General features: G+C 71.9%; 16 protein-coding genes and 1 pseudogene. 9 read left to right on the plus strand and 8 right to left on the minus strand.

The genetic code is table 11. The annotated features are described in order from the left end of the window. Positions 1-157 precede the first annotated feature (157 nt). Positions 158-1,576, plus strand: a complete 1,419-nt coding sequence (locus HHX30_RS01115; RefSeq protein ID WP_169978436.1) for a PLP-dependent aminotransferase family protein — start codon at positions 158-160, stop codon at positions 1,574-1,576. A gap of 429 nt (positions 1,577-2,005) precedes the next feature. Beyond that, complete coding sequence (locus HHX30_RS43610) at positions 2,006-2,671, plus strand: BTAD domain-containing putative transcriptional regulator (protein ID WP_396703272.1); 666 nt, start codon at positions 2,006-2,008, stop codon at positions 2,669-2,671. A gap of 86 nt (positions 2,672-2,757) precedes the next feature. Here HHX30_RS43610 and HHX30_RS43615 read toward each other — a convergent pair whose 3' ends face one another. From HHX30_RS43615 to HHX30_RS01135, 3 genes and pseudogenes are all read right to left on the minus strand, one after another. After that, the gene (locus HHX30_RS43615; RefSeq protein ID WP_396703274.1) at positions 2,758-2,883 is read right to left on the minus strand and encodes a S26 family signal peptidase; all 126 of its coding nucleotides are present in this window, start codon (positions 2,881-2,883) and stop codon (positions 2,758-2,760) included. Positions 2,884-3,139: 256 nt separating this feature from the next. Beyond that, positions 3,140-4,420 (minus strand): annotated as a pseudogene (locus HHX30_RS43620) (ATP-binding cassette domain-containing protein); the annotation flags it as partial. A 29-nt stretch (positions 4,421-4,449) separates the two neighbouring features. Then, a complete protein-coding gene (locus tag HHX30_RS01135) occupies positions 4,450-5,016 on the minus strand; it encodes a TlpA disulfide reductase family protein (protein WP_169978437.1) in 567 nt (188 codons plus the stop codon). A gap of 372 nt (positions 5,017-5,388) precedes the next feature. Here HHX30_RS01135 and HHX30_RS01140 point away from each other — a divergent pair, with 372 nt between their 5' ends. Both HHX30_RS01140 and HHX30_RS01145 read left to right on the plus strand, forming a co-directional pair. Next, a complete protein-coding gene (locus HHX30_RS01140; protein WP_169978439.1) occupies positions 5,389-6,540 on the plus strand; it encodes a sensor histidine kinase in 1,152 nt (383 codons plus the stop codon). Continuing rightward, entirely contained in the window at positions 6,537-7,172 is a 636-nt protein-coding gene (locus HHX30_RS01145; RefSeq protein WP_169978440.1) for a response regulator transcription factor, read from the plus strand. Before HHX30_RS01140 ends, HHX30_RS01145 begins: the two co-directional genes overlap by 4 nt. 39 nt (positions 7,173-7,211) lie before the next feature. Here HHX30_RS01145 and HHX30_RS01150 read toward each other — a convergent pair whose 3' ends face one another. Further along, positions 7,212-8,642 carry a M1 family metallopeptidase gene (locus tag HHX30_RS01150; RefSeq protein ID WP_169978442.1) on the minus strand — a complete coding sequence of 477 codons (1,431 nt, stop codon included), beginning with the start codon at positions 8,640-8,642 and terminating at the stop codon, positions 7,212-7,214. Positions 8,643-8,706: 64 nt separating this feature from the next. After that, complete coding sequence (locus HHX30_RS01155) at positions 8,707-11,535, minus strand: M14 family zinc carboxypeptidase (protein WP_169978444.1); 2,829 nt, start codon at positions 11,533-11,535, stop codon at positions 8,707-8,709. A gap of 328 nt (positions 11,536-11,863) precedes the next feature. Here HHX30_RS01155 and HHX30_RS01160 point away from each other — a divergent pair, with 328 nt between their 5' ends. Further along, positions 11,864-13,690, plus strand: a complete 1,827-nt coding sequence (locus tag HHX30_RS01160) for a serine/threonine-protein kinase (RefSeq protein ID WP_169978445.1) — start codon at positions 11,864-11,866, stop codon at positions 13,688-13,690. Positions 13,691-13,783: 93 nt separating this feature from the next. Next, complete coding sequence (locus HHX30_RS01165; RefSeq protein WP_169978447.1) at positions 13,784-15,367, plus strand: serine/threonine-protein kinase; 1,584 nt, start codon at positions 13,784-13,786, stop codon at positions 15,365-15,367. Positions 15,368-15,377: 10 nt separating this feature from the next. Here the strand turns inward: HHX30_RS01165 and HHX30_RS01170 are convergent, their stop codons facing one another. The 3 genes from HHX30_RS01170 to HHX30_RS01180 are packed head-to-tail and all read right to left on the minus strand — an operon-like array spanning position 15,378 to position 17,303. Further along, positions 15,378-16,307, minus strand: a complete 930-nt coding sequence (locus HHX30_RS01170; protein ID WP_169978448.1) for an RluA family pseudouridine synthase — start codon at positions 16,305-16,307, stop codon at positions 15,378-15,380. Further along, on the minus strand, positions 16,300-16,935 hold the full coding sequence (gene lspA / locus HHX30_RS01175) for a signal peptidase II (protein WP_169978450.1): 636 nt from the start codon (positions 16,933-16,935) through the stop codon (positions 16,300-16,302). Before lspA ends, HHX30_RS01170 begins: the two co-directional genes overlap by 8 nt. Continuing rightward, positions 16,908-17,303: a TraR/DksA C4-type zinc finger protein gene (locus HHX30_RS01180; protein ID WP_169978451.1), complete on the minus strand. Its 396-nt coding sequence runs from the start codon at positions 17,301-17,303 to the stop codon at positions 16,908-16,910. The genes lspA and HHX30_RS01180 overlap by 28 nt, the downstream gene beginning before the upstream one ends. Before the next feature lie 626 nt (positions 17,304-17,929). Here HHX30_RS01180 and ileS point away from each other — a divergent pair. The 3 genes from ileS to HHX30_RS01195 all read left to right on the plus strand — a co-directional run bounded on the left by ileS (position 17,930) and on the right by HHX30_RS01195 (position 24,461). Beyond that, positions 17,930-21,088: an isoleucine--tRNA ligase gene (ileS, locus tag HHX30_RS01185; protein WP_169978453.1), complete on the plus strand. Its 3,159-nt coding sequence runs from the start codon at positions 17,930-17,932 to the stop codon at positions 21,086-21,088. Positions 21,089-21,371: 283 nt separating this feature from the next. Then, entirely contained in the window at positions 21,372-22,946 is a 1,575-nt protein-coding gene (locus HHX30_RS43105; protein ID WP_169978455.1) for a GMC family oxidoreductase N-terminal domain-containing protein, read from the plus strand. Between the two features lie 618 nt (positions 22,947-23,564). Then, complete coding sequence (locus tag HHX30_RS01195) at positions 23,565-24,461, plus strand: HoxN/HupN/NixA family nickel/cobalt transporter (protein ID WP_283246672.1); 897 nt, start codon at positions 23,565-23,567, stop codon at positions 24,459-24,461. The last annotated feature ends 166 nt before the right edge of the window (positions 24,462-24,627 follow it).

Here is a 24,627-nt window from a genome sequence, read left to right on the forward strand (position 1 = left end):
GTAAGCGAACTGAAAGTCGTCTGAGATTGCATTGCCCGGGAACGCGACGCCGGAGTGGCCGTTCCCGCGGAACCGGCATGGTCTGCCGGACTCCTCACACTCCGCCGGCCGCGGCACCACCAGCGCGTGAACCGTAGTTGTGAAGAGCCGAAGGGGCATGATGCGGACGGCGACGACTCTGTCGATCTATGTCGAGCTGGCACGTGGTTCCGCCGAGTCGATGGCGGCCCAACTGTCCAGGCAGCTGAGGCAGGCCGTCCTGGACGGCCGCCTGCCGCCGGACACGCGCCTGCCGTCCAGCCGGACCCTCGCCGAACTGCTGCGGGTGTCCCGGCCGGTGGTGCAGGAGGCCTATCGCACTCTGGAAGCCGAGAACCTGATAGAGAGCAGGCGTAGGTCGGGGACCTACGTCAGGCGGGCCGGGCCGGATAAGGCCGCCGGGGAGCCGTACCGGGGCAAGCCGCCCGCGGACCGGGTCCGTAGGACGCTCGTCGACCTGTCCCCCGACCAGCCGTCCGGGGAGGACTTCCCGGTGCCTGTGTGGCGGGCCGCGTGGCGCCGGGCCGCGCACCGGATCCCGGACGCGGTGGAGGTGCCCGGCGAGGCGGTGCTGCGCCGCGCGGTGGCCGCGCACCTGCGGGCGGTGCGCGGCCTGGAGGCCGACCCGGAGAACGTGCTGATCACCACCGGTGTCCGCCAGTCGCTGGACATGGTGGCGGCGGTCGCGATACAGCCGGGCACCGTCGCGGCGGTCGAGGACCCCTGCCTGCCCACGGTGATCCGGCTGCTGCGCCAGCACGACGTCGTCACCGTGCCCGTGCCCGTGGACGCCGAAGGGGCGCTGGTGGAGGCCGTGCCCCACGCCGCTGGGGCGGTCGTGGTGCGCCCCTCCCACCAGATGCCGCTGGGGGTGGAGCTGTCCCTGTCGCGGCGGCGCGCGCTGGTCGAGCTGGCCGTCACCCGCGGCGCGCTGATCGTGGAGGACGACCGGGACCACGACTTCACCGAGGCGATCCGGCCGCAGTCGTTGTGGGACCTTAGCCGGGACCGCACCGACGACGTCGTCTACGTGGGCTGCCTGTGCCGGCTGCTCCCGGACGTGGTGTGCACCGGCTACATCCTCGCCCGCGGACGCCGGCTGCGGCAGCTGGCCGAGCACCTGTCGCTGCGGCAGTCGGGCACGGTCGCGGTGGCGCAGCGCGCCGTGGCCGAGATGCTCGGCTCGGCCGAGACCCGGGCCCGCGTCGACCGGCTGCGTCACGCGTACCAGGCCAAGCGGCAACTCGTGGTGGAGGCCCTGACCGATCACCCTTCCGTGGAGCGCCTGAGCGGCACCCGGTCGGGGTCGCACGTGTACGTCGAACTGCGTCCCGACATGCCCGCCGGCCGGATCGCCCTGGCGTTGGAACGGCGGGGGATCGTGACGCCGACCACCGCGCGGTACGAGTGGAGCGGCCTGCTACGGCCTCGGAACGGTTTCCTCGTCAGCCACAACCACCTGACCGAGGCGGTGCTGTCCCGCACACTCGCGAAGATCACTCGCTGCCTGGACCACACGGTGCCCTGCCCCTGCTGACGCGGCGCGCGCACCTGTCCACTAAAGACCGTTAATGCCGGTCAACTGGCTATCCTCGTCCCTCCCGTACACAGGGCAGGATGAGAACAACGGCCAGGCCCGTCAACGTGGACGCGCTGGGAGCGACGCGTTGGCCGTGGGACGTGAGAAGGCGAACCCCCGCCCGCGCCGACGTCGACGCAGGCCCTCCTGTGGGTCCCCGCTCAGTGGCCATCCCGGCCCTTCCCACCCCGCGGCGCGATGTTCCGGCCCTCCCTGAGGCCGCAGAATCGAGTGCCCGAGAAAGGCCACGACATGCTCTTCCGCCTGCTGGGACGTGTTCAGGTCGGCCACGACGACGCGTCCCTGGCCATCGGATCGGCCCCGGTGAGGGGGCTGCTCGCCGCGCTGCTGCTCGAAGAGGGACGCTCGGTGCCGGTGGAGCAACTGATGAGATACCTGTGGGAGGACCCGCCCGGCTCGGCCCGCAAGAACCTGAGACTGCACGTCGCCCGGCTGCGTACCCGCCTGGCGGCCCTGGGGCTGCGCGACCGCCTGGTCACTCTCCGGGGAGGCGGCGGCGAGGGCGGCTACCGGCTGCTCGCCGTGCCCGAGGAGGTGGACGCGGTCATGTTCAGGCGGCTCGCCATGGAGGGCTTCGCCCGGCTGCGCGCCCGGCAACCCCGCGCGGCCGAGGAGGCGCTCAGCGGGGCCCTCGATCTGTGGCAGGGGCCGATCGGACAGGACTGCACCGCCTCGGAGCTGCTGCGGTCGCGGTTCACCGCCTTCGCCGAGCTGCACCTGACGGTGCGGGAGCGCCTGGTGGAGGCCCGCCTGGGCTTGGGCCGCACGACCGATCTCATCCCCGAGATCCTGGAGGTGCTGGGCGACGCCCCCTTCCGGGAGACCAGCTGGGCGCACCTCATGCGCGCCTGCTACCTGGGCGGCGACGTGGCCGGGGCGATCTCGGCCTGGGGGCGCGCCACGGCCGTGCTCGGCGGCCGGCTCGGCCTCGACCCGTCGGCCGAGCTGAACGGACTCCACGTCGCCGTGCTCCGCCGGGACGACGACGCCGTCCGGGGCGCCGTCGTCCCCCAGCCGGAGGCCGTCTTCTAGCGGCCCGAGGAGGCACGATCGCACGACGAGGGCCGCGGGGAGGTCTTTCCCTCCGCGGCCCTTTCGCATGACTCCCGCCCCGGCTCTCAGCGCCTCCGGCCGCCCGGTGCCCGCGCGGGGAGAACGCGGACCACCTTCCCGACGAGGCCGGTGGCGGGGACGTAGCCGAAGTGCCGGGAGTCCGTGCTGTGGCCGGCGTTGTCGCCGAGCAGGACGAAGGCCCCCGGGGCACGGCGGTCTCCCCCGCCGTACGGGGGACCTGGTCGGGGACGGGGTCGCCCGGCAGCGCGGCGACCCGCTTGACCACATAGCCCGTCCGGGGAGCGACAGCGACCCGGCTCGGCCCGAGGGCCGCCGCGCGCTTCGCCAGGACCCCGGAGACGTCGGCCACGACGACGTCCTCCCGCCGGACGCGGCCGGCGGGGACGCGCCGCACCAGCCCCGGTCGCCGAGACAGGCCAGGTCCCCCAGGCCGATGTTCTCCGCCGCTGTCAGGTCGTATTCCATGTAGTCCTGGAAGACCGCGCTGATCCGGGACCGCAGCTCGGCCGGGTCCAGGTCCCGCAGGTCCACCCCGTCCCACAGGATCGCGCCGCGCTCCGGGTCGTACATCCGGCACAGCAGCTTGACGAGGGTGCTCTTGCCCGCGCCGTTGCGGCCCACCACACCCACGGTGCGACCGTGCGGGATGGTGAGGTTCAGCCCGCGCAACGTCCAGGGGTGGCCGGGCGAGTAGCGGAACCACACGTCGCGGAACTCGATGCCGCGGGCCAGCGGGGCGGCCTCCCTGGGGCTCGCGGGCACCGGCAGGTCGGGCCCTGCGTACAGGACCTCGCGAAAGTGCGTGAAGAGCAGGAGCTGCTGGTGCGACCGGGCGATCCCGTCGACGATGGCCAGGCCCGCCGCCTGCACCCCGGCCACCGCCGCCACCAGCAGGGAGACGTCGCCGACGGTGACGCGGCCGCCCGCCGCCGCGAGCACCGCCCAGATCGTCGCCCCGCCCGCCACCGCGGCGCCGAGCAGGCTGGTCAGCCCCTGTGCGTGCAGTTCCCGGCGGTCCTGCCGCCGGTTCTCGCCGTCGGCCCGGCGGCGCTGGACCGACATGCGCTCGCGCAGGTGGGCGCCGATGCCGAACAGCCGGATCTCCTTGGCGGCCTGGGCGTCGGTCAGCAGGTCCCGGAAGAAGATCTCCCGGCGCTCCACGGGGGTCAGCCGCCAGTGGAGGCCGGCCCGGCGGCGGGCCAGCCGCAGCTCCACGCCGAGCACCGGTGCGGCGGTGGCGAGCACCAGGACGGGCATCCACGGCGAGAAGACCAGCAGCGAGCCGAGGAACCCCAGTCCGGTGACGACGGCGCCCGCCGTGGACAGCGCGCCGGCGACGACCACGCCCGGGGTGGTGCCGCCGTGCTGCAGCGCCATCCGCAGCCGGTTGAGGAAGGCCGGGTCCTCGAACCTGGCCATGCCCACGAACCGCTCGGTCACCGCGAACAGCCGCTCCTGCGCCAGCAGGCCGACCCGGCGGCCGGTCTCGGCCGAGGTGTACCGGAGGACGTGCGGCACCAGCGCCATGACCAGCCCGGCGGCGGCCAGGGCGACACCCGGCCCGAGCACCGCCCCGGCGCCGCCCCGGGCCGTGACACCGTCCAGGAGCAGCTTGGTCAGCCACGCCACCGCGACCGGCGCCACCGCGCCCAGCACCGTGAACACCACGAACACGCCCGTGTGCAGCCGGCCGGCCCGCCAGGTCATCCGCAGGGCTTCGACGATCCCTCCCACCGTCAGACCTCCGCCGGATCGAGGAACAGGTGCTCCAGGCCGGACCCGGAGGCGTTGACCACGCCGCCCGGGTCGACCAGCGCCAGCGCGGGGTACGCCCTGACTCCCAGCGCCTCACCCACCGGCCCGCTCCGATCCGGCTCCACCACCACGGTGGCGACCTTCTCAAGCAGCCGGATCTTGTCGGCGAGGTCGCCGGCGTCGCCGACGAGCAGCGCCAGCACCCGCGCGCCGTCGCCGGGGAAGGCCGCGGCGAGCTCCGCGAACTCCGGCAGGCGCTCCTCGCACGCCTGGCAGCCCGCGGTGAACGCCCCGACCAGCGTGGTGCCCCCGGCGAAGAACTCGTCGCCGACCGGCTCACCGCGCACCGTGTGCCCGCGGAACGTGCCCACCCGCTCACCGGCGGCACGCATCGCGCGCGGGGGCTTGTGCACGGTCCGCCAGGGCCCCGGACCGGAGCCCCCGGCCCGCAGGCCGTCGTACGCGCGAAGACGGCGGATCACGCCCGCCGTCAGCAGAAGATTGAGTACGCCGACGAGACCGGCGAACGACACTGCGAAGATCGACACGAGGACTCCCACGTCTCAGGATTGGCATTCACACCCGCGCGAACGCCGCCCGGATCACACCTCGTGTGATCCGGGCGGCGGGTCACCGCGCACGGCGAATCACGGCCGGAACCGGGAACCTCGGCTTGTGCGTCTCACCGCGAATTCGCTCCGGTTTCCCGCGGCTTCAGATCGGTCAGCAGCCGCCCGACTTCTGGATTCAGGAAGGGGCCGGTTTGTCCGACACCGGAAACACTAGGAATGACGTGCATGGGAAAGGCATGCGTTCGACACCCCCGGCGCATTCACCGGCGCATGGACGCGGCCATGACCGCGGTCATGGTTTTCCCGGCGGCCGGTCACATTCGCGCCGCGGAGATCTAGGGTCGAGTCATGGCGCGTTTCGACTGGTTACGCGACGCCGACCGGCCGTTCCTGTTGAACGTCGCGTTCTGGGCGATGACGGCCCTGCTGACCATCGGCCTGGCGGAGGCGGTCGCGACCGGCCGCGGCAGCGGCATGCCGGAGTACGTGCTGTTCGCCGCCAACCTCGCGCTGGTCGCGGCGCTCTGGCCGGCGCTGCCGTGGCAGCGGGCGGCGCGCCGCCGTTGGGTGGCGCCGCTGTTCCTGGCGGCGACGCTCGCGCTGGGAGTCACGGGGTCCGTCGAGACGCACATGCCCCTGGTCCTCATCGCGATGGCCAACCTCGCCTTCGTGTACGGCATGCGCGTCGCGACCGCTCTCCTGTCCTGCGTCACGGTCCTGTGCGCGGTCGTGCCGCTGCTCGCGGGCAGACCGGCCACGGAGGGCCTCGCCCAGGCCGCCACGATGGCGGTGTTCTCGGCGGTCGGCCTGGGCATGGCGGCGTCCACTCTGGAGGCGCGGCGCAGACGCGAGGAGGCCCAGGGGTTGCTGGAACGCATCAGGGAGCTGGCCGTCGCCGAGGAGCGGGCGCGGATGGCGGCGGAGATGCACGACTCGGTCGGCCACCACCTCACGGTCATCAAGATGGGCCTGGAGAACGCCGAGCGCTTCCGCGAGCGCCGCCCCGAGGCCGCCTGGGCGGAGGTCCGCCAGGCCAAGGAGCTCACCGCGGAGGCGCTGACCGACGCGCGGCGCTGGGTGCGCGCGCTGCGGCCGCTCGCGCTGGACGGCCGCGTCGGCAGCGCCGCGCTCGAACGGCTCGCGGCGTCGTTCGACGGCACCGGGATCAGCGTGAGCTTCGAGGTGCGGGGCGAGGAGCGGCGGCTTGAGCCCGACACCGAGCTCGTCCTCTACCGGGTGCTGCAGGAGGGGCTCACCAACGCGCTGCGGCACGCGAAGGCGGAGCACGTGCGCGGCACGCTCGCCTTCGGCGACGGCCGTGTCGTCCTCATGGTCAGTGACGACGGGAAGGGCAGGGACGACCGGCCGGCCGGCGGCTTCGGGCTGACGTCGCTGGCGGAGCGGGCCAGGGCCCTCGGCGGCACGCTGGCCGGCGCCAACAGACCGGGCGGAGGCTTCGAGTTGCGCGCGGAGCTGCCGTTGTCGGAGGTGCGGGCATGACGCCGGTCAGGGTCGTGCTGGTGGACGACCAGGCGCTGCTGCGCGAGGGGCTGCGCAAGCTGCTCGAGGTCGAGGACGGCATCGAGGTCGTGGGTGAGGCGGCCGACGGGCACGAGGCGCTGCGGTTGATCGCCGGCCGTCGCCCGCACGTGGCGCTGGTGGACATGCGCATGCCGGGCATGAACGGCGTGGAGCTGATCGGCCGCCTGGCCGCCGAGCACCCGGAGGTGGCGGTCGTCGTGCTCAGCACGTTCGACGAGGACGAGTACATCTTCGGCGCGCTGCGCGGCGGCGCGACCGGCTACCTGCTGAAGGACTGCTCGCCGGAGGAGCTGGTCTCGGCCGTGCACCGGGTGAGCCGCGGGGAGACCGTGCTGGGCAGCCCCGTGGCGGCCCGCCTGGTCGCCGAGCTGCGGCACCTGCCGGTGAGCCCGGTCGCCTTCCGCGGGCAGGAGCTGCTGTCCGCCCGCGAGGTGGAGGTGGCGCGGATGGTCGCCGCCGGGGCCGCCAACAGGGAGATCGCGGCGCGGCTGTTCATCACCGAGGGGACCGTCAAGAACCACGTGTCCAGCGTGCTGCGCAAGCTGGGCCTGCGCGACCGGATCCAGCTCGCCCTGCACCTGCGTCCCTGAACCGGCGGCTCCCCTGCCGGGGGAGCCGCCGGAAACGCGTCACCAGGAGGCGGGCTTTCCCTTCTGGAACAGCCACACGTCGAAGAACGCCTTCAGGTCCATGCCCGAGACCTTCTCCGCCGCCGTGACGAAGTCGGCGGTGCTCGTGTTGCCGTACCGGTGCTGCGCCGCCCAGTCCTTGATCAGCGTGAAGAAGGCCGTGTCGCCGATCTTGCCGCGCAGCGCGTGCAGCGTCATCGCGCCGCGGTTGTACGGCACGTTGCCGAACATGTCCTCGGGGCCGGGGTCGGCCGTGACGATCTGCCAGAACGACGAGGTCGCCGCCCGGCCGTAGTTGCTCGCGCCGTTGAACGTCTGCTGGGCGGTGGCGCCCCCGGTGTGCTCGGTCCACAGCCAGGTCGCGTACGTCGCGAAGCCCTCGTTCAGCCAGATGTCGGACCACTTTCCGACGCTCACGCTGTCGCCGTACCACTGGTGCGCGAGCTCGTGCGCCATCGTGCCGACGCTGGGCGCGCTGGAGAAGATCGGCTTGGTCTGGCTCTCCAGGGCGTAGCCGACGTTCGGCGCGCGGTCGATGATGGCGCCCGCCTGGTTGAACGGGTACGGCCCGAAGATCGAGGAGAAGTACTCCAGGATGTCGGGGATCCGCGCGACGGCCGCGGCCGACTGGGTCACCAGGCGCGGGTCCACGGCCGTGTAGACCGGGATCCCGCTCGGCGTGGTCGTCTCGTTGACGACGAAGTTCCCCAGGGTCACCGTGGCGAGGTAGGTCGCCATCGGCTCGGCCGAGTCCCACACGAACGTCGTCTCGCCGTTCGCGGTCGTCTTGGACACCAGACGGCCGTTGCCGACCACCGTGACGCCCTCGGGGACGGTCGCACGGAAGGTGAACGTCGCCTTGTCGGCGGGGCTGTCGTTGGAGGGCAGCCACGCCGGCGCGCCCTGCGGCTCGCCCGGCACGAAGACGCCGTCGTCGGTCGGCACCCAGCCCTCGATCGAGCCGTCGGGGTCGGTGATGACCGGCGGCGTCCCGGCGTACGACACCGTGACCGTGAAGGTCTCCCCGGTCTTGAGCTTCGGCCGTGGGGTGACGACGAGCTCCTGCCCGTCCCGCCGATAGCCGGCCGGGTGCTTGCCCACCTTCAGCGACGTGATCTCCGGGCCGCGGAAGTCCAGGTCGAACTGGTCGAGGTCCTGGGTGGCGACCGCGGTGATCACCGTCGTGGCGTCCATGACCTTGGTGGCGGGGTCGTAGGAGAACGTGACGTCGTAGTGCCGCACGTCGTAGCCGCCGTTGCCCTGGTCGGGGAAGTACGGGTCGCCGAGCGAGGGAGCGCCCGCGGAGTAGCGCGGCTCCCCGGGGTTCCCGGGAGCCGCGAGAGCCGTGGTCGCCTGGGTCGCGGTGAGCAGCGCGGCCGCGAGCGCGGCGCCGCCGATCCGCGTCGCCCGGCGCGAACGGGACGATGTCATGGGAGTCCTTTCATGGGGCCGAGCGGCCGGGGGGCGGCCGCTCGGCCCGGTTTCCTGCGTGGGATCAGGCGACGACGGAGCGGAGCGGGATGCCCGCCGCGCCGAGGTCGCGGACCAGGTCGCGGACGAACGGGTGCTCGTCGGCGGACAGGCCGCCGGGGTTCGGGATGGTGACGTAGGACGAGCCGTCCGCGGACGCGGTCAGCGCCGTGTCCGTGTAGCGCTCGACCACCGCGCGGGTCCGCGCGAGGTCGGCGTCGGCCACCTGGACGACGATCGGCCGCCACTCCCCGCCGAGGTTCGGCGGCTCCTCCGTCGCCGCCGCGGCGACGCGCAGCGGATCCGGGACCGGGGCGATCCGCTGCTTCGCCTGCGGCGATGGCTGCGACGCGCCCGCCGGGTACAGCAGCGCGTTGGCGAGCAGGTGCATGCCGTTCTCGTTGTACGCCCGGAACAGCGGGTTGTAGGCGAACAGCACGGCGCGTCCGGCGCCGGTCGGCTCGTCGACCAGGGAGACGGTGCCCTTGAGTGCCTCGGCGCCCACGGTGTAGCCGTTGGACCAGAACGTGTCGTCGGAGGGGTAGGTGAGCACGTTCACCCCGGTCTGGCTGGGGCTGAGGATGGGGTCGCCGTTGTTGAACTGGAAGTCCTCCGCCGGGCGGCCGAGGGACACCGGGGTGCCGGGGGTCACGTCGACCCGGAAGTGCGAGCCGATGACCTGGTAGCCGGTGGGCTTGGCCTTCTCGGTCGTGGAGGTGAGGCCGGCGGCCCGGGCGACCCGGGTGCCCTCGTTGCGCAGCCCGACGTACGTGCCGCCCGCGGCCACCCACTGCCTGAGGTTGGCCAGGCCCTGCGCGGTCAGCCCGCCGTTGGAGCTGCTGCCGTCCGGGACGAGCAGCACGGTCCGCTCGGTGAAGGCCGGGGTGTTGCCGTTGACGTCGGCCGCGGTCACCGGCGTGAGCCCGAGGCCCCAGCGGTCGCCGAGCACGTAGCGGGCCTCGCCGTACGACCCGGAGGTGGTGGAGACGCCGGTGCCGGCGAACAGGCCGACGTCGGGCGTGCGCAGCGCGGCGCCGGCGGCCGGGGCGGCGCCGCCCTCGACCGTCACGCCCAGCGAGCGGGCGAGCTTGTCCAGCTCGCCGCGGTTCATCGCCGTGGCGGGCAGGCTGACGACCCCGCTGCCGGCGTCACGCGTGAGCGGCACGCCCGCGCCGAGCAGCCGGAAGGTCAGCTCGGAGGCGGCGGCCGAGTCCATCGGGTAGGAGTAGGACCCGCCCCTGGGCGCGGCGGAGGCGACGCCGCCGTCGGCGTCCTTGACGAGGGCGGCCTTCGGCGACAGCTCGTCGCCGGTGGAGATGGCGTTCACGCCCGCGAGCAGGGGGTTGCTCCAGGAGGAGACGTCGTAGAAGTAGGGGAACGGGACGTACGGGTCCTCTCCCATGACCGCCTGGATCCAGTGCTTCTGCGGCTGGTCCATCGGGATCCAGTAGGCCCCTTCGGGGACCGTCACGTCGCCGGCCGTCCGGCCGCCGAAGACCCGCGCGGAGGGCACCTTCACGGGCTTGCTCACCCGGTAGACCTCGACGTCCATGCGGCGCAGCCGCTCGACCAGCCGGCGCACGTCGCCGAGCTGCCGGTCGGGCAGCAGGAAGTAGGACCGGATCGTGATGTCGGGCACCGGGAACCGGACTGTGTTGGACGGCTGGACGACCTCGTTCGGCTCCAGGGCGCCGGCGGCCCCCTCGGCGAGCGCGGTCCGCCAGATCGAGTAGTAGCCGTCCAGGATCTCGCGCCGGTTGTCGGCGGCCCAGCCGGTCGTCGCCCACTGGGTGTTGAACTGCTGCTGCACCCGGTCCTCGACCGCCGACGAGCTGCCCTTCTCGAACGTCATCCCGGCGGCGCCGAAGCCGGCGGCCGGGACCGTGTCGCCGTAGCCCATGTAGAACAGGTCGTAGGTCGCGTAGTTGAAGTAGCACTCGGTGGTGACCGCGCCGCCGCAGGCGCCGTTGTAGCCGAAGCCCGCGGCGTTCGCCGCGCCGATGCGGTTGATCCAGTCCACCGGCTGGTCGGCGATCTCGTGGTGGATCGGGTCGGCGTTGGGCGGGAAGAAGTACTGCCGCCCGCCCATCTCGTGCGCGTCGACGAAGACCTGCGGCGGGAACCGGCGGAGCATCTCGATCTTGCCGTCGGTCTCCGGCTGGGTGCGGGCGAACCAGTCCCGGTTGAGGTCGAAGCCGTACTCGTTCTGCCTGCGGTTCGCGTCGCGGCCGTCCGGGTTCTGGGTCGGCATGATGACCGTGACCAGGTTGTCGTTGCGCTTGGCGACGTCGCAGGACAGGCCGCCGGCCAGCTCGTACAGCGTCTTGAGGGCGGCGTCGGCGCCGCTCTTCTCGCCGCCGTGGACGTTGCCGGCGATCCAGACGATGGCGGGCGAGTCGGCGGCGATGCGCGCCGCCTTGTCCGCCTTCAGCGACCTCGGGTCGCGCAGCGAGCGGATCTGGTCCGCGATCTTCTTGAGCTGCCCCGGCACCATGTTGTGGGAGTCGGACACGATGGCGTACGGCAGGTCCTGGCCGGTGACGCTGTGCGCCACCGTGCCCGTGACCACGCGGTCCGAGGCGCCTGCCACGGCGTCCACGTACTTCTTGATCTCTTCGGTCGTGAGCACCCGGGGCTGTCCCTTGCCCAGGGGGAAGCCGAAGAACTGCTCCGGAGCGGGCACTCCGGCCAGGTGGGCGTTCGGGTCGGTGTCGCACCGCGCGGGCGCCTTGCCGGCCGGGCCGGCCTGCGCGGGGGACGCCGGTGTCAGCGTGAGCGCGGCCGACATCAGGACCGCGGCGCCGAACGCGATGCCGTAGGGGGATCTTCCGCACAACGTCGTGCGTAACCGCATCTCGCCTCCAGGCGGGGGGACGGGGGGTTGTCTCGGGAGGAGCACCCATCCGGGAAACGACAAAGTCACTGCGGACAGTATTAGAACGGAATAAACCGGACAAGACGCGCGAAATATAACCGCACCGCGACGGAAAGTGTGAGAAGCCGCGTTTTCGCATGTCGTCGCGCCGCCGCCCGACCGAATCCTCCTTATATAACGTCCGATAACAAGTGGGCATCGGGTTCGCCCGTCGTTCACCGCGCGCTTCTTCCGGTCTCGCGAGGTTCGGGGCGGACTGCCGCGCGCCGGCCTGTGGGACCATTCAGGAGATTTGGAGGAGGACAGGGTGGACGAGGAGCGTCGGGTGGCGGGCAGGTACCACCTGCTCGAACCGATCGGCCGCGGGGGCATGGGCGTCGTCTGGCGTGCCCACGACGACCTGCTCGACCGTACGGTGGCCGTGAAAGAGGTGCTCTACCACCCCACCTCGGAAGAGGACAGGGAGACCTTCAACCGGCGCACCATCCGGGAGGCTCGGGCGGCCGGCCGCATCGACCACCCGAACGTCGTCGTCGTCCACGACGTGATCGAGGAGGACGGCCGTCCCTGGATCGTGATGCAGCTGGTGCAGTCGCGGTCACTCGGCCAGGTGCTGCGCGACCAGGACACGCTCCCGCCCGCCCGGGTCGCCGCGATCGGCCTGCAGGTGCTCGACGCGCTGTGCACCGCGCACGCCGCGGGAGTGCTCCACCGGGACGTCAAGCCGGAGAACGTGCTGCTCAACGGGGAGACCCGGGTGGTGCTCACCGACTTCGGCATCGCGACGATGCCGGAGGAGGCCGGGCTGACCATGACCGGCGGCATCACCGGCACCCCCGCGTTCATGCCGCCGGAGCGGCTGAACGGCCACCCCGCGACCCCCGAGTCCGACCTGTGGTCCCTCGGCGCCACGCTGTACGCGGCGGTCGAGGGCAGGACTCCGTTCGACCGCAACTCCCCCGTGGCCACGATGGCGGCCATCCTGCACGACGAACCGGCCCCGCCCCTGCGAGCGGGCGCACTGACGCCGGCGCTCGAGGGCCTGCTGCGCAAGGACCCGGCCCGGCGCATCGGCGCGGCCGAGGCAGCCGCCCTGCTCAACGCGGCCCTGTCGGCCGGGCAGGAGCCCCTTCCCCCCGGACCGGGGCCCGAGCCCGGCCCCTGGAACGGCGCGCCGACCGGGCAGCCGTCCGCGGGCCCGTGGCCGCAGACCCCCTCCGGTCCCCAGCAGCCCTACGGCGGCCCCTGGAACAGTTCGCCGTCCATGCCGGGGCAACCGGGGCAGCCCGGCGCCTGGAGCCAGAGCCCGGCCGGCCCCCCGCCGCCGTACGGCGCCCATCCGTACGGCGGCCAGACGTTCCCGCCGGGAGGCCACCCCGGCACGCACACCGCACCGGGTGCGCGCCCCGCGAGGCGCGGCTCCGCCGCCAGAGTGACCCTGTTCGTCCTGTTACCACTGCTGCTCGTGGCCCTCGCCGCGGGCGGCTGGTACGGCTACAGCACGCTGAACGGAGGCGGGACCGCCGCCGAAGACCTCACGCCGACGGGCTACGGCCCCACCACGGGCTCGGATGCCACCTCGGGCGACGCCGAGCCCACTCCGGAGCCCTCGGAGACACCGACCGAGGAGCCGTCGGAGGAGCCGTCGGATGAGCCGTCCTCGGAGCGCCCCACGCCGACGGCGGCCGCGCTGCCCGCCGGATGGAAGGTCCACCGCGACCCGCTCGGCTTCTCGATCGCCCTGCCCTCCGGCTGGGTCCCGTACGGCAGGGAGGCCACCCGGGTGCGCTTCCACCACCCGAGCGGGCGTGACTACCTGCAGGTGGACCTGACCCCGTGGGAGACCACCGACCCGATGGCCGCGGTGCGCACGGTGGAGGCGGCCTCGACCAAGAAGGGGTACCTGCGCGGCTACGAGCGCATCGGCATCACGTCCGCGGAATACCTCGGTGTGCCCGCCGCGGACTGGGAGTTCACGCACCAGACCGACGCCGGCAGGGTACGAGTGCTCGACCGCGCCTTCAGGCTCGACGACGGCCGCTGCGTCGCCCTCTACTGGCAGGTCTCCGACTCCCGATGGACTTCCGGTTTGTCCTATTTCCGTGTCTTCGAGCGCACCTTTCGCCCGAAATAACGATTCGGTTAAGATCCGCAGGTCAAGGGCGATTTCGCCCCTGAAGAGCAACGATGTCGCATGCGTTCGCCCAAGTGGGGTAGCGCGACAAGCATGGCTGAAGCGCAGACCTCCGAACGTGTCGTGGCAGGACGCTATCGCCTGATCGAGCCGCTGGGGCGGGGCGGCATGGGCACCGTGTGGCGAGCCGTCGACCAGGTGCTCGAACGGGAGGTCGCCGTCAAGGAGCTACTCGCGTCAGCCGAGCTCACCGGCCCGGAGCGGGAGGTCTTCACCATCAGGACCTTCCGCGAGGCCAGGGCCGCCGGGCGGTTGAGCCATCCGAGCGTGGCGGCAGTGTACGACGCCTTCGAGGAGAACGGCTACCCCTGGATCGTCCTGGAACTGATCCCGTCCCGGACGCTCGGGTCGGTAATCCGCGACGAGGGCCCCCTGCCGCCCCGGCGGGTCGCGGAGATCGGCTCGCAGGTGCTGGCCGCGCTGCGCGTCGCCCACGCGAACGGGGTGCTGCACCGGGACGTCAAGCCCGACAACGTGCTGCTCGCCGACGACGGCCGGGTCGTGCTGACGGACTTCGGCATCGCCGCGATGGAGGACGACTCGCCGGTCACCCGCACCGGCATGCTGATCGGCACCCCGGCGTTCATCGCCCCGGAGCGGGCGGCGGGCCGGCAGGCGCAGCGGGCGTCGGACCTGTGGTCGCTCGGGGTGACGCTGTTCATGGCCGTCGAGGGGCGCTCGCCGTTCAACCGGGGCCACGCGCTGGCGACGCTGGCCGCGGTCATGTACGAGGAGGCCGGCCCTACGCACAACGCCGGCCCGCTGGCGCCGGTCATCGAGGGCCTGCTGGTCAAGGACCCGGACCTCAGGATGAGCGCGGACTACGCCGCGCAGCACCTGCACGCCGTGGCCACCGGCCAGGTGACCGGCCCGGTCGTGCCGCGCCCGCGGCAGCCGCCCAGGATCGCCCGGCTGATGCCCGGGTTCGAGGGCACCGCGCCGGCTCCCGCGCCCACTCCCGCGCCTCTGCCCGGGATCACCCCGGCGCCGACCCCGGTCCCCGCCCACGTGCCGATGGAGGGACGCCGCAGCCCCTGGGCGCTGGCGGCGGGCTCAGGGGTCCTCGTCGCGCTCGTCGGCCTGGCGGCGGGCACCGTCGCGTTCGCGACCGCCCGGCCTCCGGCCGACCCCCGGGGGACCACCGTGGTGAGCACGCCCACGGTGACGGTCTTCGCGACCAAGACCCCCGAGGCCGCCAAGAGCGGCAGGCGGACGGAGAGCCGCGAGGCGGAGAGGAAGACGGCCACCCAGCCCGTGGCGAACTCCGGGAGCCGTCCGGACGACCGCGGCCGGCCGGGGAACGGGCCCGGCGGAAACCCGGCCGGCGATCCCGGCGGCGCGAAGCCCAAGGAGAAGCCCAAGGGGAAGCCCGACGGGGACGCGTCCAAGCCCAAGGGCTCCGGCCAGGCGAACCACCCCGGCAACGGATCCGGCAACGGGTCGAGCAAGGGGCAGCCCTCCGCACCCAAGTCCGGGAAGGGCGGCGGATCCGTCGCGCCGACCCAGGGCAAGAGTGGAGGCCCGGGAAAAGGCGAGGGCCACAAGGCCGCCACGGACGAGCACACCGGTGACATCCCCGACGGCTACACCCAGCCGGAGAACGACTGGGACGCGTGACGGGCCCCCGTCAGCCCTCGTCCGCGAGGATCTCCAGCGCGCGGGCCAGGTCGCCGGGGTAGTCGCTGGTGAAGGTCATCCACTCCCCCGTCGCCGGGTGCTCGAACGACAGTGAGACCGCGTGCAGCCACTGCCGGCTCACGCCGAGACGGGCGGCGAGGGTGGGGTCGGCGCCGTACATCAGGTCGCCCACGCACGGATGCCGGAGCGCGGCCATGTGGACCCGGATCTGGTGGGTCCTGCCGGTCTCCAGCTTGATGTCGAGCAGCGACGCCGCCCGGAACGCCTCGATCGTGTCGTAGTGCGTGACCGAGTCCTTGCCCCCGGCCACCACCGCGAAGCGCCCGTCGCCCGACGGATGCCGGTCGATCGGAGCGTCCACGGTGCCGCGCAGCGGGTCCATGTGCCCCTGGACGAGCGCGTGGTAGCGCTTGTCGACGGTGCGTTCCTTGAACGCCCGCTTGAGGTGCGAGTAGGCCCGCTCGCTCTTGGCGACGACCATCACGCCGGTGGTGTTGGCGTCGAGCCGGTGGACGATGCCCTGGCGCTCGGCCGCGCCGCTCGTGGACACCCGGTGGCCGGCGCCGAGCAGGCCGCCGATCACGGTGGGGCCGGTCCAGCCGACGGTCGGGTGCGCCGCGACGCCGATCGGCTTGCTCACGACGACGATGTCGTCGTCCTCGTGCAGGATCGTCATGCCCGGGACGGGCTCGGCCACGGGCATCGGCGCCGCGGGGGGCGGCGGGATCGTGACGTCCAGCCAGGCCCCGGCGTGGACGCGGTCGGACTTCGCCGGGACGGCGCCGTCGACCAGCACGTCCCCCGAGGCGATCAGTTCGGCCGCGCGGGTGCGGGAGAAGCCGAACAGCCGGGCCAGGGCGGCGTCGAGACGCTCGCCCTCCAGGCCGTCGGGGACGGGCAGGCTGCGCTGGTCACCCATCGGCCCGCTCCCCCGCCCGCTCGCCGGCCTGCTCGTCCGCGCGCTTCTCGGCCTGCTCGTCCGCGTGCTTCTCGGCCTGCTCGTCCGTCTGGCGGGTGCCGTCGATCTGGTAGCCGCGCCAGGCGAGGAACACGGCGAGCACGCCGCCGCACACGATGGCCGAGTCGGCGACGTTGAACACCGGGAACCGCGTGACGGGGAACACCTGGATGAAGTCGACGACGTGCCCCTGGAACGGCGCCGGCGACCGGAAGACGCGGTCGGTCAGGTTGCCGACCGCGCCGCCCAGCAGCAGGCCGAGCGTGATCGCCCAGGGCAGGCTGCGCAACTGCCGCGCCGTGCGCACGATCGCGACGACGACGGCCAGCGCGATCACCGTGAACACGATCGTCATGCCGGTGCCGATGCTGAAGGCGGCGCCGGCGTTGCGGATCACGGTCAGCACGAGCGCGCCGGGAACGACGGTGAGCGGCTCCTCGTGCTCCAGGAACTCCACGACCAGGAACTTGCTGACCTGGTCGAGCACGTAGACGACCGCGGCCAGGACGGCGAGAAGGGCGATCCTCCGCGCCCGGTTGGCCCTCGCCGGGTCGGCGCCGCTCAGCGGCGCTCCTCCCGCTGCTTGCACGCTACGCACAGCGTCGCTCTCGGGAATGCCCTCAGGCGCTCCTTGCCGATCGGCTTGTGGCACGATTCGCACTCTCCGTAAGTCCCTGCCTCGACGCGGGCGATCGCCCGCTCGTTCTGCGCGAGCAGGTCGCGCGCATTCAGGGTAAGGGCGATCTCACGCTCACGCTCATACGTCTTGGCCCCGGCATCGGCCGGATCATCCCCCGCGCCCTGGCTCACGTCACCGGACGCGAGCTGCTCCTCCGCCCTGGCGATGTCGGCGCGCAACTCCTCGATCTCGTGCCGCAGCCGCTCGCGGACCTCGGCGAGCTCCTCCTCGGACCAGACGTCCTCACCGATGGCGGTTCTCGCCGTGCGCGTCGTCATTGCGGGCCTCCCCTTCGCCCAGGAACCCTTCGAGCCCATGCCCCTCGGGGCAGGGCGCACATCGGGCCGGTCCGGGCAGAATAAGTCGCCGATAACGGATCGGCAACGGACTCGCCGAGGCTTTTACCCCATCCGTACCCGGATGACGTATTCGGCCAGCTCCTCCTCGTCGCCCCCAATTTCGATCTCTTTGTCGCGACTGGTGCCGCCGGAGAGGAGTCGTACGTCACCCGTGCGCACCCCGCAGGGCGTCCTCCCCCGTATTCCCACGACGAGCCGGGTCTCACCCGGATCGTCGCCCGTATATCGGGAAGCCCTCGCGGCCGGGTTGCGTTATCGTCTTAGTCTGCAAGGCGTTGATGGGGACGAGTACCTCCACATCCGCCCGCTCAGCGACCCGGGGACGGTGTGAGCCCGGGGCGGGCCGTGGAGGGAAGATCACCCCGGAGCCGCCGGAGGAAAGGCCGTCCCGGCCGAGTAGAACCGGCAGCGGAGAGAAACGAGAGGGCGCCCGCCACCGGCCGGGCGTCAAGAAGGGTGGTACCGCGGAGCCGTCTGGCGGCTTCGTCCCTTCACGCCATGTCAGCAGCGCTGTCACAGCCACCGCGTGGAGGTTCCGCCCGACGATGTCTTCCCATCACTTCCGCTCACTTCCCGCGCAGGTCGACCTGCCGGCCCTCGAGCACGAGGTCCTCGAACGCTGGCGGGACGGGAAGGTATTCGAGCGCTCGCTGGAGCAGAACGCCGGCGGCCCGTCCTGGGTGTTCTACGAGGGCCCGCCCACCGCCAACGGCATGCCCGGCGTGCACCACGTCGAGGCCCGCGTCTTCAAGGACGTCTTCCCCCGCTACAAGTCGATGCGCGGCTACCACGTCCCCCGCAAGGCCGGCTGGGACTGCCACGGCCTGCCCGTCGAGGTCGCCGTCGAGAAGGAACTCGGCCTGTCCGGCAAGCCCGAGATCGAGTCGTACGGCATCGCCGAGTTCAACGCGCGCTGCCGTGAGTCGGTGCTGCGGCACGTGGACGCGTTCGAGGAGATGACCGAGCGGATGGGCTACTGGGTCGACATGTCCCAGGCCTACCGCACCATGGACCCCCAGTACGTCGAGGCCGTCTGGTGGTCGCTCAAGGTCGTCTGGGACAAGGGCCTGCTGTTCCGCGACCACCGCATCACGCCGTACTGCCCCCGTTGCGGCACCGGCCTGTCCGACCACGAGCTCGGCCAGCCCGGCGGCTACGAGACCGTCTCCAGCCCGTCGGTGTACGTGCGGATGCCCGTCGTGTCCGGCCCGCCGGCCGAGCTGGGCGCCTCGCTGCTGATCTGGACCACCACGCCCTGGACCCTGGTGTCCAACACCGCGGTCGCCGTGCACCCCGACGTGACGTACGTCGCGGCCCGGCGCGGCGACGAGGTGCTCGTGGTGGCCGAGCCGCTGCTGCGGCGGGTCCTCGGCGAGGACGCCGAGGTGCTGGCCACCTACAAGGGCTCCGAGCTGGAGCACACCGCCTACCGGCGCCCCTTCGACCTGGTGGACATCGAGGATGCCCACTACGTCGTGCTCGGCACGTACGTCACGGTCGAGGACGGCACCGGCCTGGTCCACCAGGCCCCCGCCTTCGGCGCCGACGACATGACGGTCTGCAAGCGGTACGGCCTGCCCGTGGTCAACCCGATCGGCCCGGACGGGCGGTTCCTGCCGGACGTGCCGTTCGTGGGCGGCCTGTTCTTCAAGGACGCCGACGAGCCGCTCACCGACAACCTCCGCGAGCGCGGCCTGCTGTTCCGCGGCGAGCACTTCGAGCACAGCTACCCGCACTGCTGGCGCTGCCACACCCCGCTGCTCTACTACGCGCTGCCGTCCTGGTACATCAGGACCACGGAGATCAAGGATCGGCTCCTCGCGGAGAACGAGCGCACCAACTGGTTCCCCGAGACCATCAAGCACGGCCGGTACGGCGAGTGGCTCCGTAACAACGTCGACTGGGCGCTGTCGCGGTCCCGCTACTGGGGCACGCCGCTGCCGCTGTGGGTCTGCTCCCGGGACGAGGAGCACGTCACCTGCGTCGGCTCGCTGGAGGAGCTGGGCGAGCTGGCGGGCCGCGACCTGACCGGGCTCGACCCGCACCGCCCGTACGTCGACGACGTGACCTTCCCCTGCCCGGCGTGTCAGGCGGAGGCGCGGCGCGTGCCCGACGTGATCGACGTCTGGTACGACTCGGGCGCCATGCCGTTCGCGCAGTGGGGCGCGCCGCTGGTCAACAAGGAGATCTTCGAGAGCTCCTTCCCCGGCCAGTTCATCTGCGAGGCGATCGACCAGACCCGCGGCTGGTTCTACTCGATGATGACCGTCGGCACGCTGGTGTTCGACCGGTCGTCGTACGAGAACGTGCTCTGCCTCGGCCTGATCCTCGCCGAGGACGGCCGCAAGATGAGCAAGCACCTTGGCAACGTGCTGCGGCCGATGCCGCTGATGGACCAGCACGGCGCCGACGCCCTGCGCTGGTACATGGCCACCTCCGGCTCTCCCTGGGCCCCGCGCAGGATCGGCCACGCCGCGCTGGAGGAGATCGTCCGCAAGGTCCTGCTGACCTACTGGAACACCGCGTCGTTCTTCGCGCTCTACGCCAACGCCGAGTCGTGGTCCCCGGCCCGGATGGCCGAGGCCCCGGCGTACGCCGAGCGGCCGCTGATCGACCGGTGGGCGCTGGCGGAGCTGCACCGTACGGTGGCCGAGGTCACCGCGTCCATGGAGGAGTTCGACACCGCCCGGGCCGGTCGCCGGCTCACCGAGTTCCTGGACGACCTGTCCAACTGGTACGTCCGCCGCTCGCGCCGCCGCTTCTGGTCCGGTGAGGCGTCCGCCTTCGCGACGCTGTACGAGTGCCTGGAGACCGTCACCCGGCTCATGGCCCCGCTGGTGCCGTTCCTCACCGACTACCTGTGGGACGTGCTGCGCGACCCGGACGCCCCGGCGTCGGTGCACCTGGCCGCCTGGCCCGAGGTGAACTCCGCGCTGCTCGACCCCGAGCTGTCGGAGCGGATGGCGCTGGTGCGCCGGCTGGTCGAGCTGGGCCGTTCGGCCCGCGCGTCCTCGTCGGTCAAGACCCGCCAGCCGCTCGGCCGGGCGCTGGTCGGCGCCCCCGGCTGGGCCGCGCTCCCCGCCGAGCTGCGCGAGCTGATCGCCGACGAGCTGAACGTCCAGCGGCTGGAGGACCTGTCCGGGTTCTCCGCCGACCTGGTGACGTTCACGGTCAAGCCCAACTTCCGCAGCCTCGGCAAGCGGTTCGGCTCGCAGACCAAGCTCGTCGCCGCCGCCGTGTCGGCGGCCGACCCGGCGGCGCTGGCCCGGGCCCTGCGCTCGGGCGGGACCGCGACGGTCGAGGCCGGGGAGCTGGGCACGGTGGAGCTGGGCGCGGACGACGTGATCGTGACCGAGCAGCCCAAGTCGGGCTGGGCCGTGGAGACCGGCGCGGTGGACACCGGCACCGGCGAAACCGTGGCCCTGGACCTGGCGATCACCGACGAACTGCGCCGGGCAGGCCTGGTCCGCGACGTGGTCCGGCTCGTCCAGGAGGCCCGCAAGTCCACCGGGCTGTCCATCACCGACCGCATCGACCTGTGGTGGTCGGCCGACGGCGAGCTGGCCGAGGCGCTGCGCGGAGCCGCCGGCGCCGTGGCCGACGAGGTGCTCGCCTCCCGGATCGTGGAAGGCGCCCCGGACGAGGACCTGCCGGTCCACGAGGACGCCGACCTCGGCCTGTCCTTCCGCCTCCGCAAGGCCTGAGTCAGGCTGTCGCCCGATGTCACCGGGGCCGGTCCACGGCCCCGGTGACGCGACGCCGGAAATATCGGGAAACTCACACCGAGATCACCCTCTCGTCATACAGCCTTGTGCTGTCTCCTGTCGGAACTTATTGTCATGAATCGAGTCAACGCTGACTCGACTCGGCACGACGTCTCCGCCCAACGCGGCCGCGTGATCGCGAGAGCCGCATCCAGGAGCCGGAACCACAGTTCCCACAGCACGGTGCGACGCCTTCACAGCGGATCGACGAGATGAGGAGACGGTGGGCAGCTACGACTACGTCGTGATCGGGGCCGGGTCGGCGGGGGCCGTGGTGGCCGGGCGCCTGACGCAGGACCCCGCGGTCAGGGTCCTCCTCATCGAGGCCGGCGGCTCCGGCCGTCATCCGAACGTCCGAATCCCCGCCGCCTTCGCCAAGCAGTTCAGGACCAGGCACGACTGGGAGTTCTACACGGAGCCGGAGCCGCATCTGGGCGGGCGCAGCCTCTACCACCCGCGCGGGAAGATGCTGGGCGGCTGCAGCGGCCAGAACGCGATGATCTACATCCGCGGTCACCGTTCCGACTACGACCACTGGGCCGCGAACGGTGCGACCGGCTGGTCCTACGACGAGGTTCTTCCGCTGTTCAAGCGGGCCGAGCGCAACTCGCGCGGCCCCGGCGAATACCACGGCGCCGATGGGCCGCTGTACGTCGAAGATCCTCGTTCGCCGAACGAACTGAGCGAACGCCTCGTGGCGGCCATGGTCGACACCGGCATACCGCGCAACAACGACTTCAACGGCGCCGAGCAGGTGGGCGCCGGGCTGTATCAGCTGACTCAGCGCCGCGGGCAGCGCTGGACCACCGCGGACGGTTACCTGCGTCCCGCGCGCAAGCGCCCGAACCTGACGGTGCTCACCGACACGCACGTCCTCAAACTGCGCATCGAGGGCGGGCGCGCGACCGGTGTCGAGGTCGTCCGCGCGGGCAGACGCGAGTCCTACCAGGCCGAGCGTGAGGTCGTGCTGTCGGCCGGCGCGTTCAACACCCCCCAGATCCTGATGCTGTCGGGCATCGGACCGGCCGACCATCTGGCCGAGCACGGGATCCCGGTGGTGGTGGACAACCCCAACGTCGGCGCCCACCTGATGGACCACCCGATGGCCATGATCGTCTTCGAGACGACGGCCAAGGGGACGCTCGCCGGGGCCCAGTCACCGGTGCAACTGCTCGACTACCTGCTGCGCCGCCGCGGCCTGCTCACGTCCAACATCGGCGAGGCGGGGGCGTTCTTCCACACCCGCTCAGGCGACGACGCGCCGTACATGCAGTTCATCGCCGCGCCGGCCTACTTCTACAACCACGGCTTCACCTCCTACGCGCGCCCGGCGTTCAGCATCGGCTGCTCCATGGTCGGTGCGTCCAGCACCGGCCGTGTGCGACTGCGCGGCGCCGACCCGCAGGAGAAGGTGGCGATCACGTTCAACTACCTCGCGGAACCGGAGGACGTGGACGCGATGGTCACGGCCGTCGAGCGGGCCCGCGAGGTCGCGGCGGCCGGGCCACTACGGGGGTTCCTCGGCAGGGAGCTGCACCCCGGGGCGCACATCCTGAAGCGGGACCAGCTTGAGGAGGACGTCCGGCGGACGGTGGAGCACACCTACCACCCGGCGTGCACCGCCCGCATCGGCACCGAGACCAGCGGCGTGGTCGACCCCGAACTGCGGGTGCACGGCGTGTCCGGCCTCCGCGTCGCCGACGCGTCCGTCTTCCCCCGCATCCCGCACGGCAACACCCACGCGCCGACCGTGATGGTCGCGGAACGGGCGGTCGACCTCCTCCGCGCCGCCCGATGAGCGGCGCCAAGGAGGAGGAGGAGGCCGCAGCGGAGCCCCGGGTGACGAACTCGGGGCCCGCTGAAATGGCGAGCCTGCGCCAAGGACAGACATTTTTTGTGTGATTAATCGCCGGAAATGCCGATTCTCACCCGGCCGCTTTCATCGACCGGTCGAATGGCGGAAATCACCGGTCGTTGACACCGCTCTGCGCGCGACGGACCATCGAGGAGATGGTCGTAATTTCCCAAGAAAGCGGGAGGCGACGTGCCATACAGCATTGGTCCGGCGCCGGCACTTCGGGTCAACCGCGCCACCGATTCCGGTCAAGGCACGGCCGGCGGGATCATGCACGCGATATCCGAGTATCACTCCGTCGGCGGTCCGGTGTTGCCCGAGCGCCGATGCGGGGAAGGAGCCGGGGCGTCCGCTGCCGATGCCCTCGTGGCCGCTTCGCCCTGTGAGTTCTGAGGATGCGTCTGCCCGCACACGTCCCCCGTACGCTGGACGGCGAGGGAGCGGACGCGGGTCGGCGGAATCGTCGCCTTCGTCGCGCTTCTCCATGTCGCCGGCTGGTCGCTTTATCTGTACTACGTCGACGGCCTGGCCGGGGCCGGAGGGTTCGCGGGCGCCGGAACGCTGGCCTACAGCCTGGATATCCGGCACGCCTTCGACGCCGACCACATCGCGGCGATCGACGACACGACGCGGTTGATGACGCAGCGCGGCCGGCGTCCCGTCGGGGTGGGCTTCTTCTTCGCCCTCGGTCACTCCACCGTCGTGCTGATCCTGGCCCTGATCGTGGCCCTCGCCGCCGGCGCCGCCGGGCGCGATGTCGAGAGCTTCCGGCACGTGGGAGGGCTCGTCTCCCAGATCGTCGCCATGTCGTTCCTGCTGCTCGTCGCCGTGCTCAACGGCCTCGTCCTCGCCGGCCTGATCGGACTGTGGCGGCGGATGGCCCGCGGCCGGATCGACCGGAGGGAACTGGAACTGCAGCTTCTCAACCGCCGCCTGATGAACCGCCTTTTGGGCGACCGCGTTCGAGGGCTGATCCGCTCGTCGTGGCACATGTACCCGATCGGCCTGCTGTTCGGGCTCGGGCTGGAGACGGCCAGCGAGGTGACGCTGCTGGCGCTGTCGGCCGGCACCGCGTCGCAGGGGCGGCTGCCGATGACGGCCGTGCTCACCCTGCCGCTGCTGTTCGCCGCCGGCATGACGGCCTGTGACACGGCCGACAGCCTGATCATGTCGCGCGCCTACTCGTGGGCCTATCGCAGCCCGGCGCGACGGCTCCACTACAACGCCGCGACGACCGGCATGACCGTGGTGGTGGCGGCGTTCGTCGCGACCGTGTACCTCGCCAAGCTGGTCGTGGACGCGACCGGCGCGGGCGGGCCCATCACGGCGTACGCATCGCTCGCCGACCATTTCGAGATCCTTGGATACGTCTTCGTCGCGTTGTTCGTCGCGTCCTGGGGCATCGCCGCACTTGTGTGGCGCGTTTTCGGTCTGGGCGATCGTTTCACCATCACCTGATTCTTTATCCCCCATTACTGCAAAATGCCCACACGTTCAGGTTGCGATCAAACGCGGGGGTATGAGGTCGCGGGGTTGAATACGATGACAGAGGAGAGAATGGGGCAATACGACACTTTGCTCCGGGACACGAACAGGCTACGGCCCGATTTCCGCCGACCATTGG

It is taken from the genome of Microbispora sp. H10836 (assembly GCF_012999525.1).
Classification (GTDB): domain Bacteria; phylum Actinomycetota; class Actinomycetes; order Streptosporangiales; family Streptosporangiaceae; genus Microbispora.

Excerpts from the sequence above, each read along its gene's own strand:
- HHX30_RS01155 (WP_169978444.1), bottom strand. The coding sequence starts at position 11,535 with ATGCGGTTACGCACGACGTTGTGCGGAAGATCCCCCTACGGCATCGCG.
- HHX30_RS01170 (WP_169978448.1), bottom strand. The coding sequence starts at position 16,307 with ATGGGTGACCAGCGCAGCCTGCCCGTCCCCGACGGCCTGGAGGGCGAG.
- HHX30_RS43610 (WP_396703272.1), top strand. The coding sequence starts at position 2,006 with ATGAGATACCTGTGGGAGGACCCGCCCGGCTCGGCCCGCAAGAACCTG.
- HHX30_RS01180 (WP_169978451.1), bottom strand. The coding sequence starts at position 17,303 with ATGACGACGCGCACGGCGAGAACCGCCATCGGTGAGGACGTCTGGTCC.
- HHX30_RS01140 (WP_169978439.1), top strand. The coding sequence starts at position 5,389 with ATGGCGCGTTTCGACTGGTTACGCGACGCCGACCGGCCGTTCCTGTTG.
- HHX30_RS01150 (WP_169978442.1), bottom strand. The coding sequence starts at position 8,642 with ATGACATCGTCCCGTTCGCGCCGGGCGACGCGGATCGGCGGCGCCGCG.
- HHX30_RS01165 (WP_169978447.1), top strand. The coding sequence starts at position 13,784 with ATGGCTGAAGCGCAGACCTCCGAACGTGTCGTGGCAGGACGCTATCGC.
- ileS (WP_169978453.1), top strand. The coding sequence starts at position 17,930 with ATGTCTTCCCATCACTTCCGCTCACTTCCCGCGCAGGTCGACCTGCCG.
- HHX30_RS01115 (WP_169978436.1), top strand. The coding sequence starts at position 158 with ATGATGCGGACGGCGACGACTCTGTCGATCTATGTCGAGCTGGCACGT.
- HHX30_RS01145 (WP_169978440.1), top strand. The coding sequence starts at position 6,537 with ATGACGCCGGTCAGGGTCGTGCTGGTGGACGACCAGGCGCTGCTGCGC.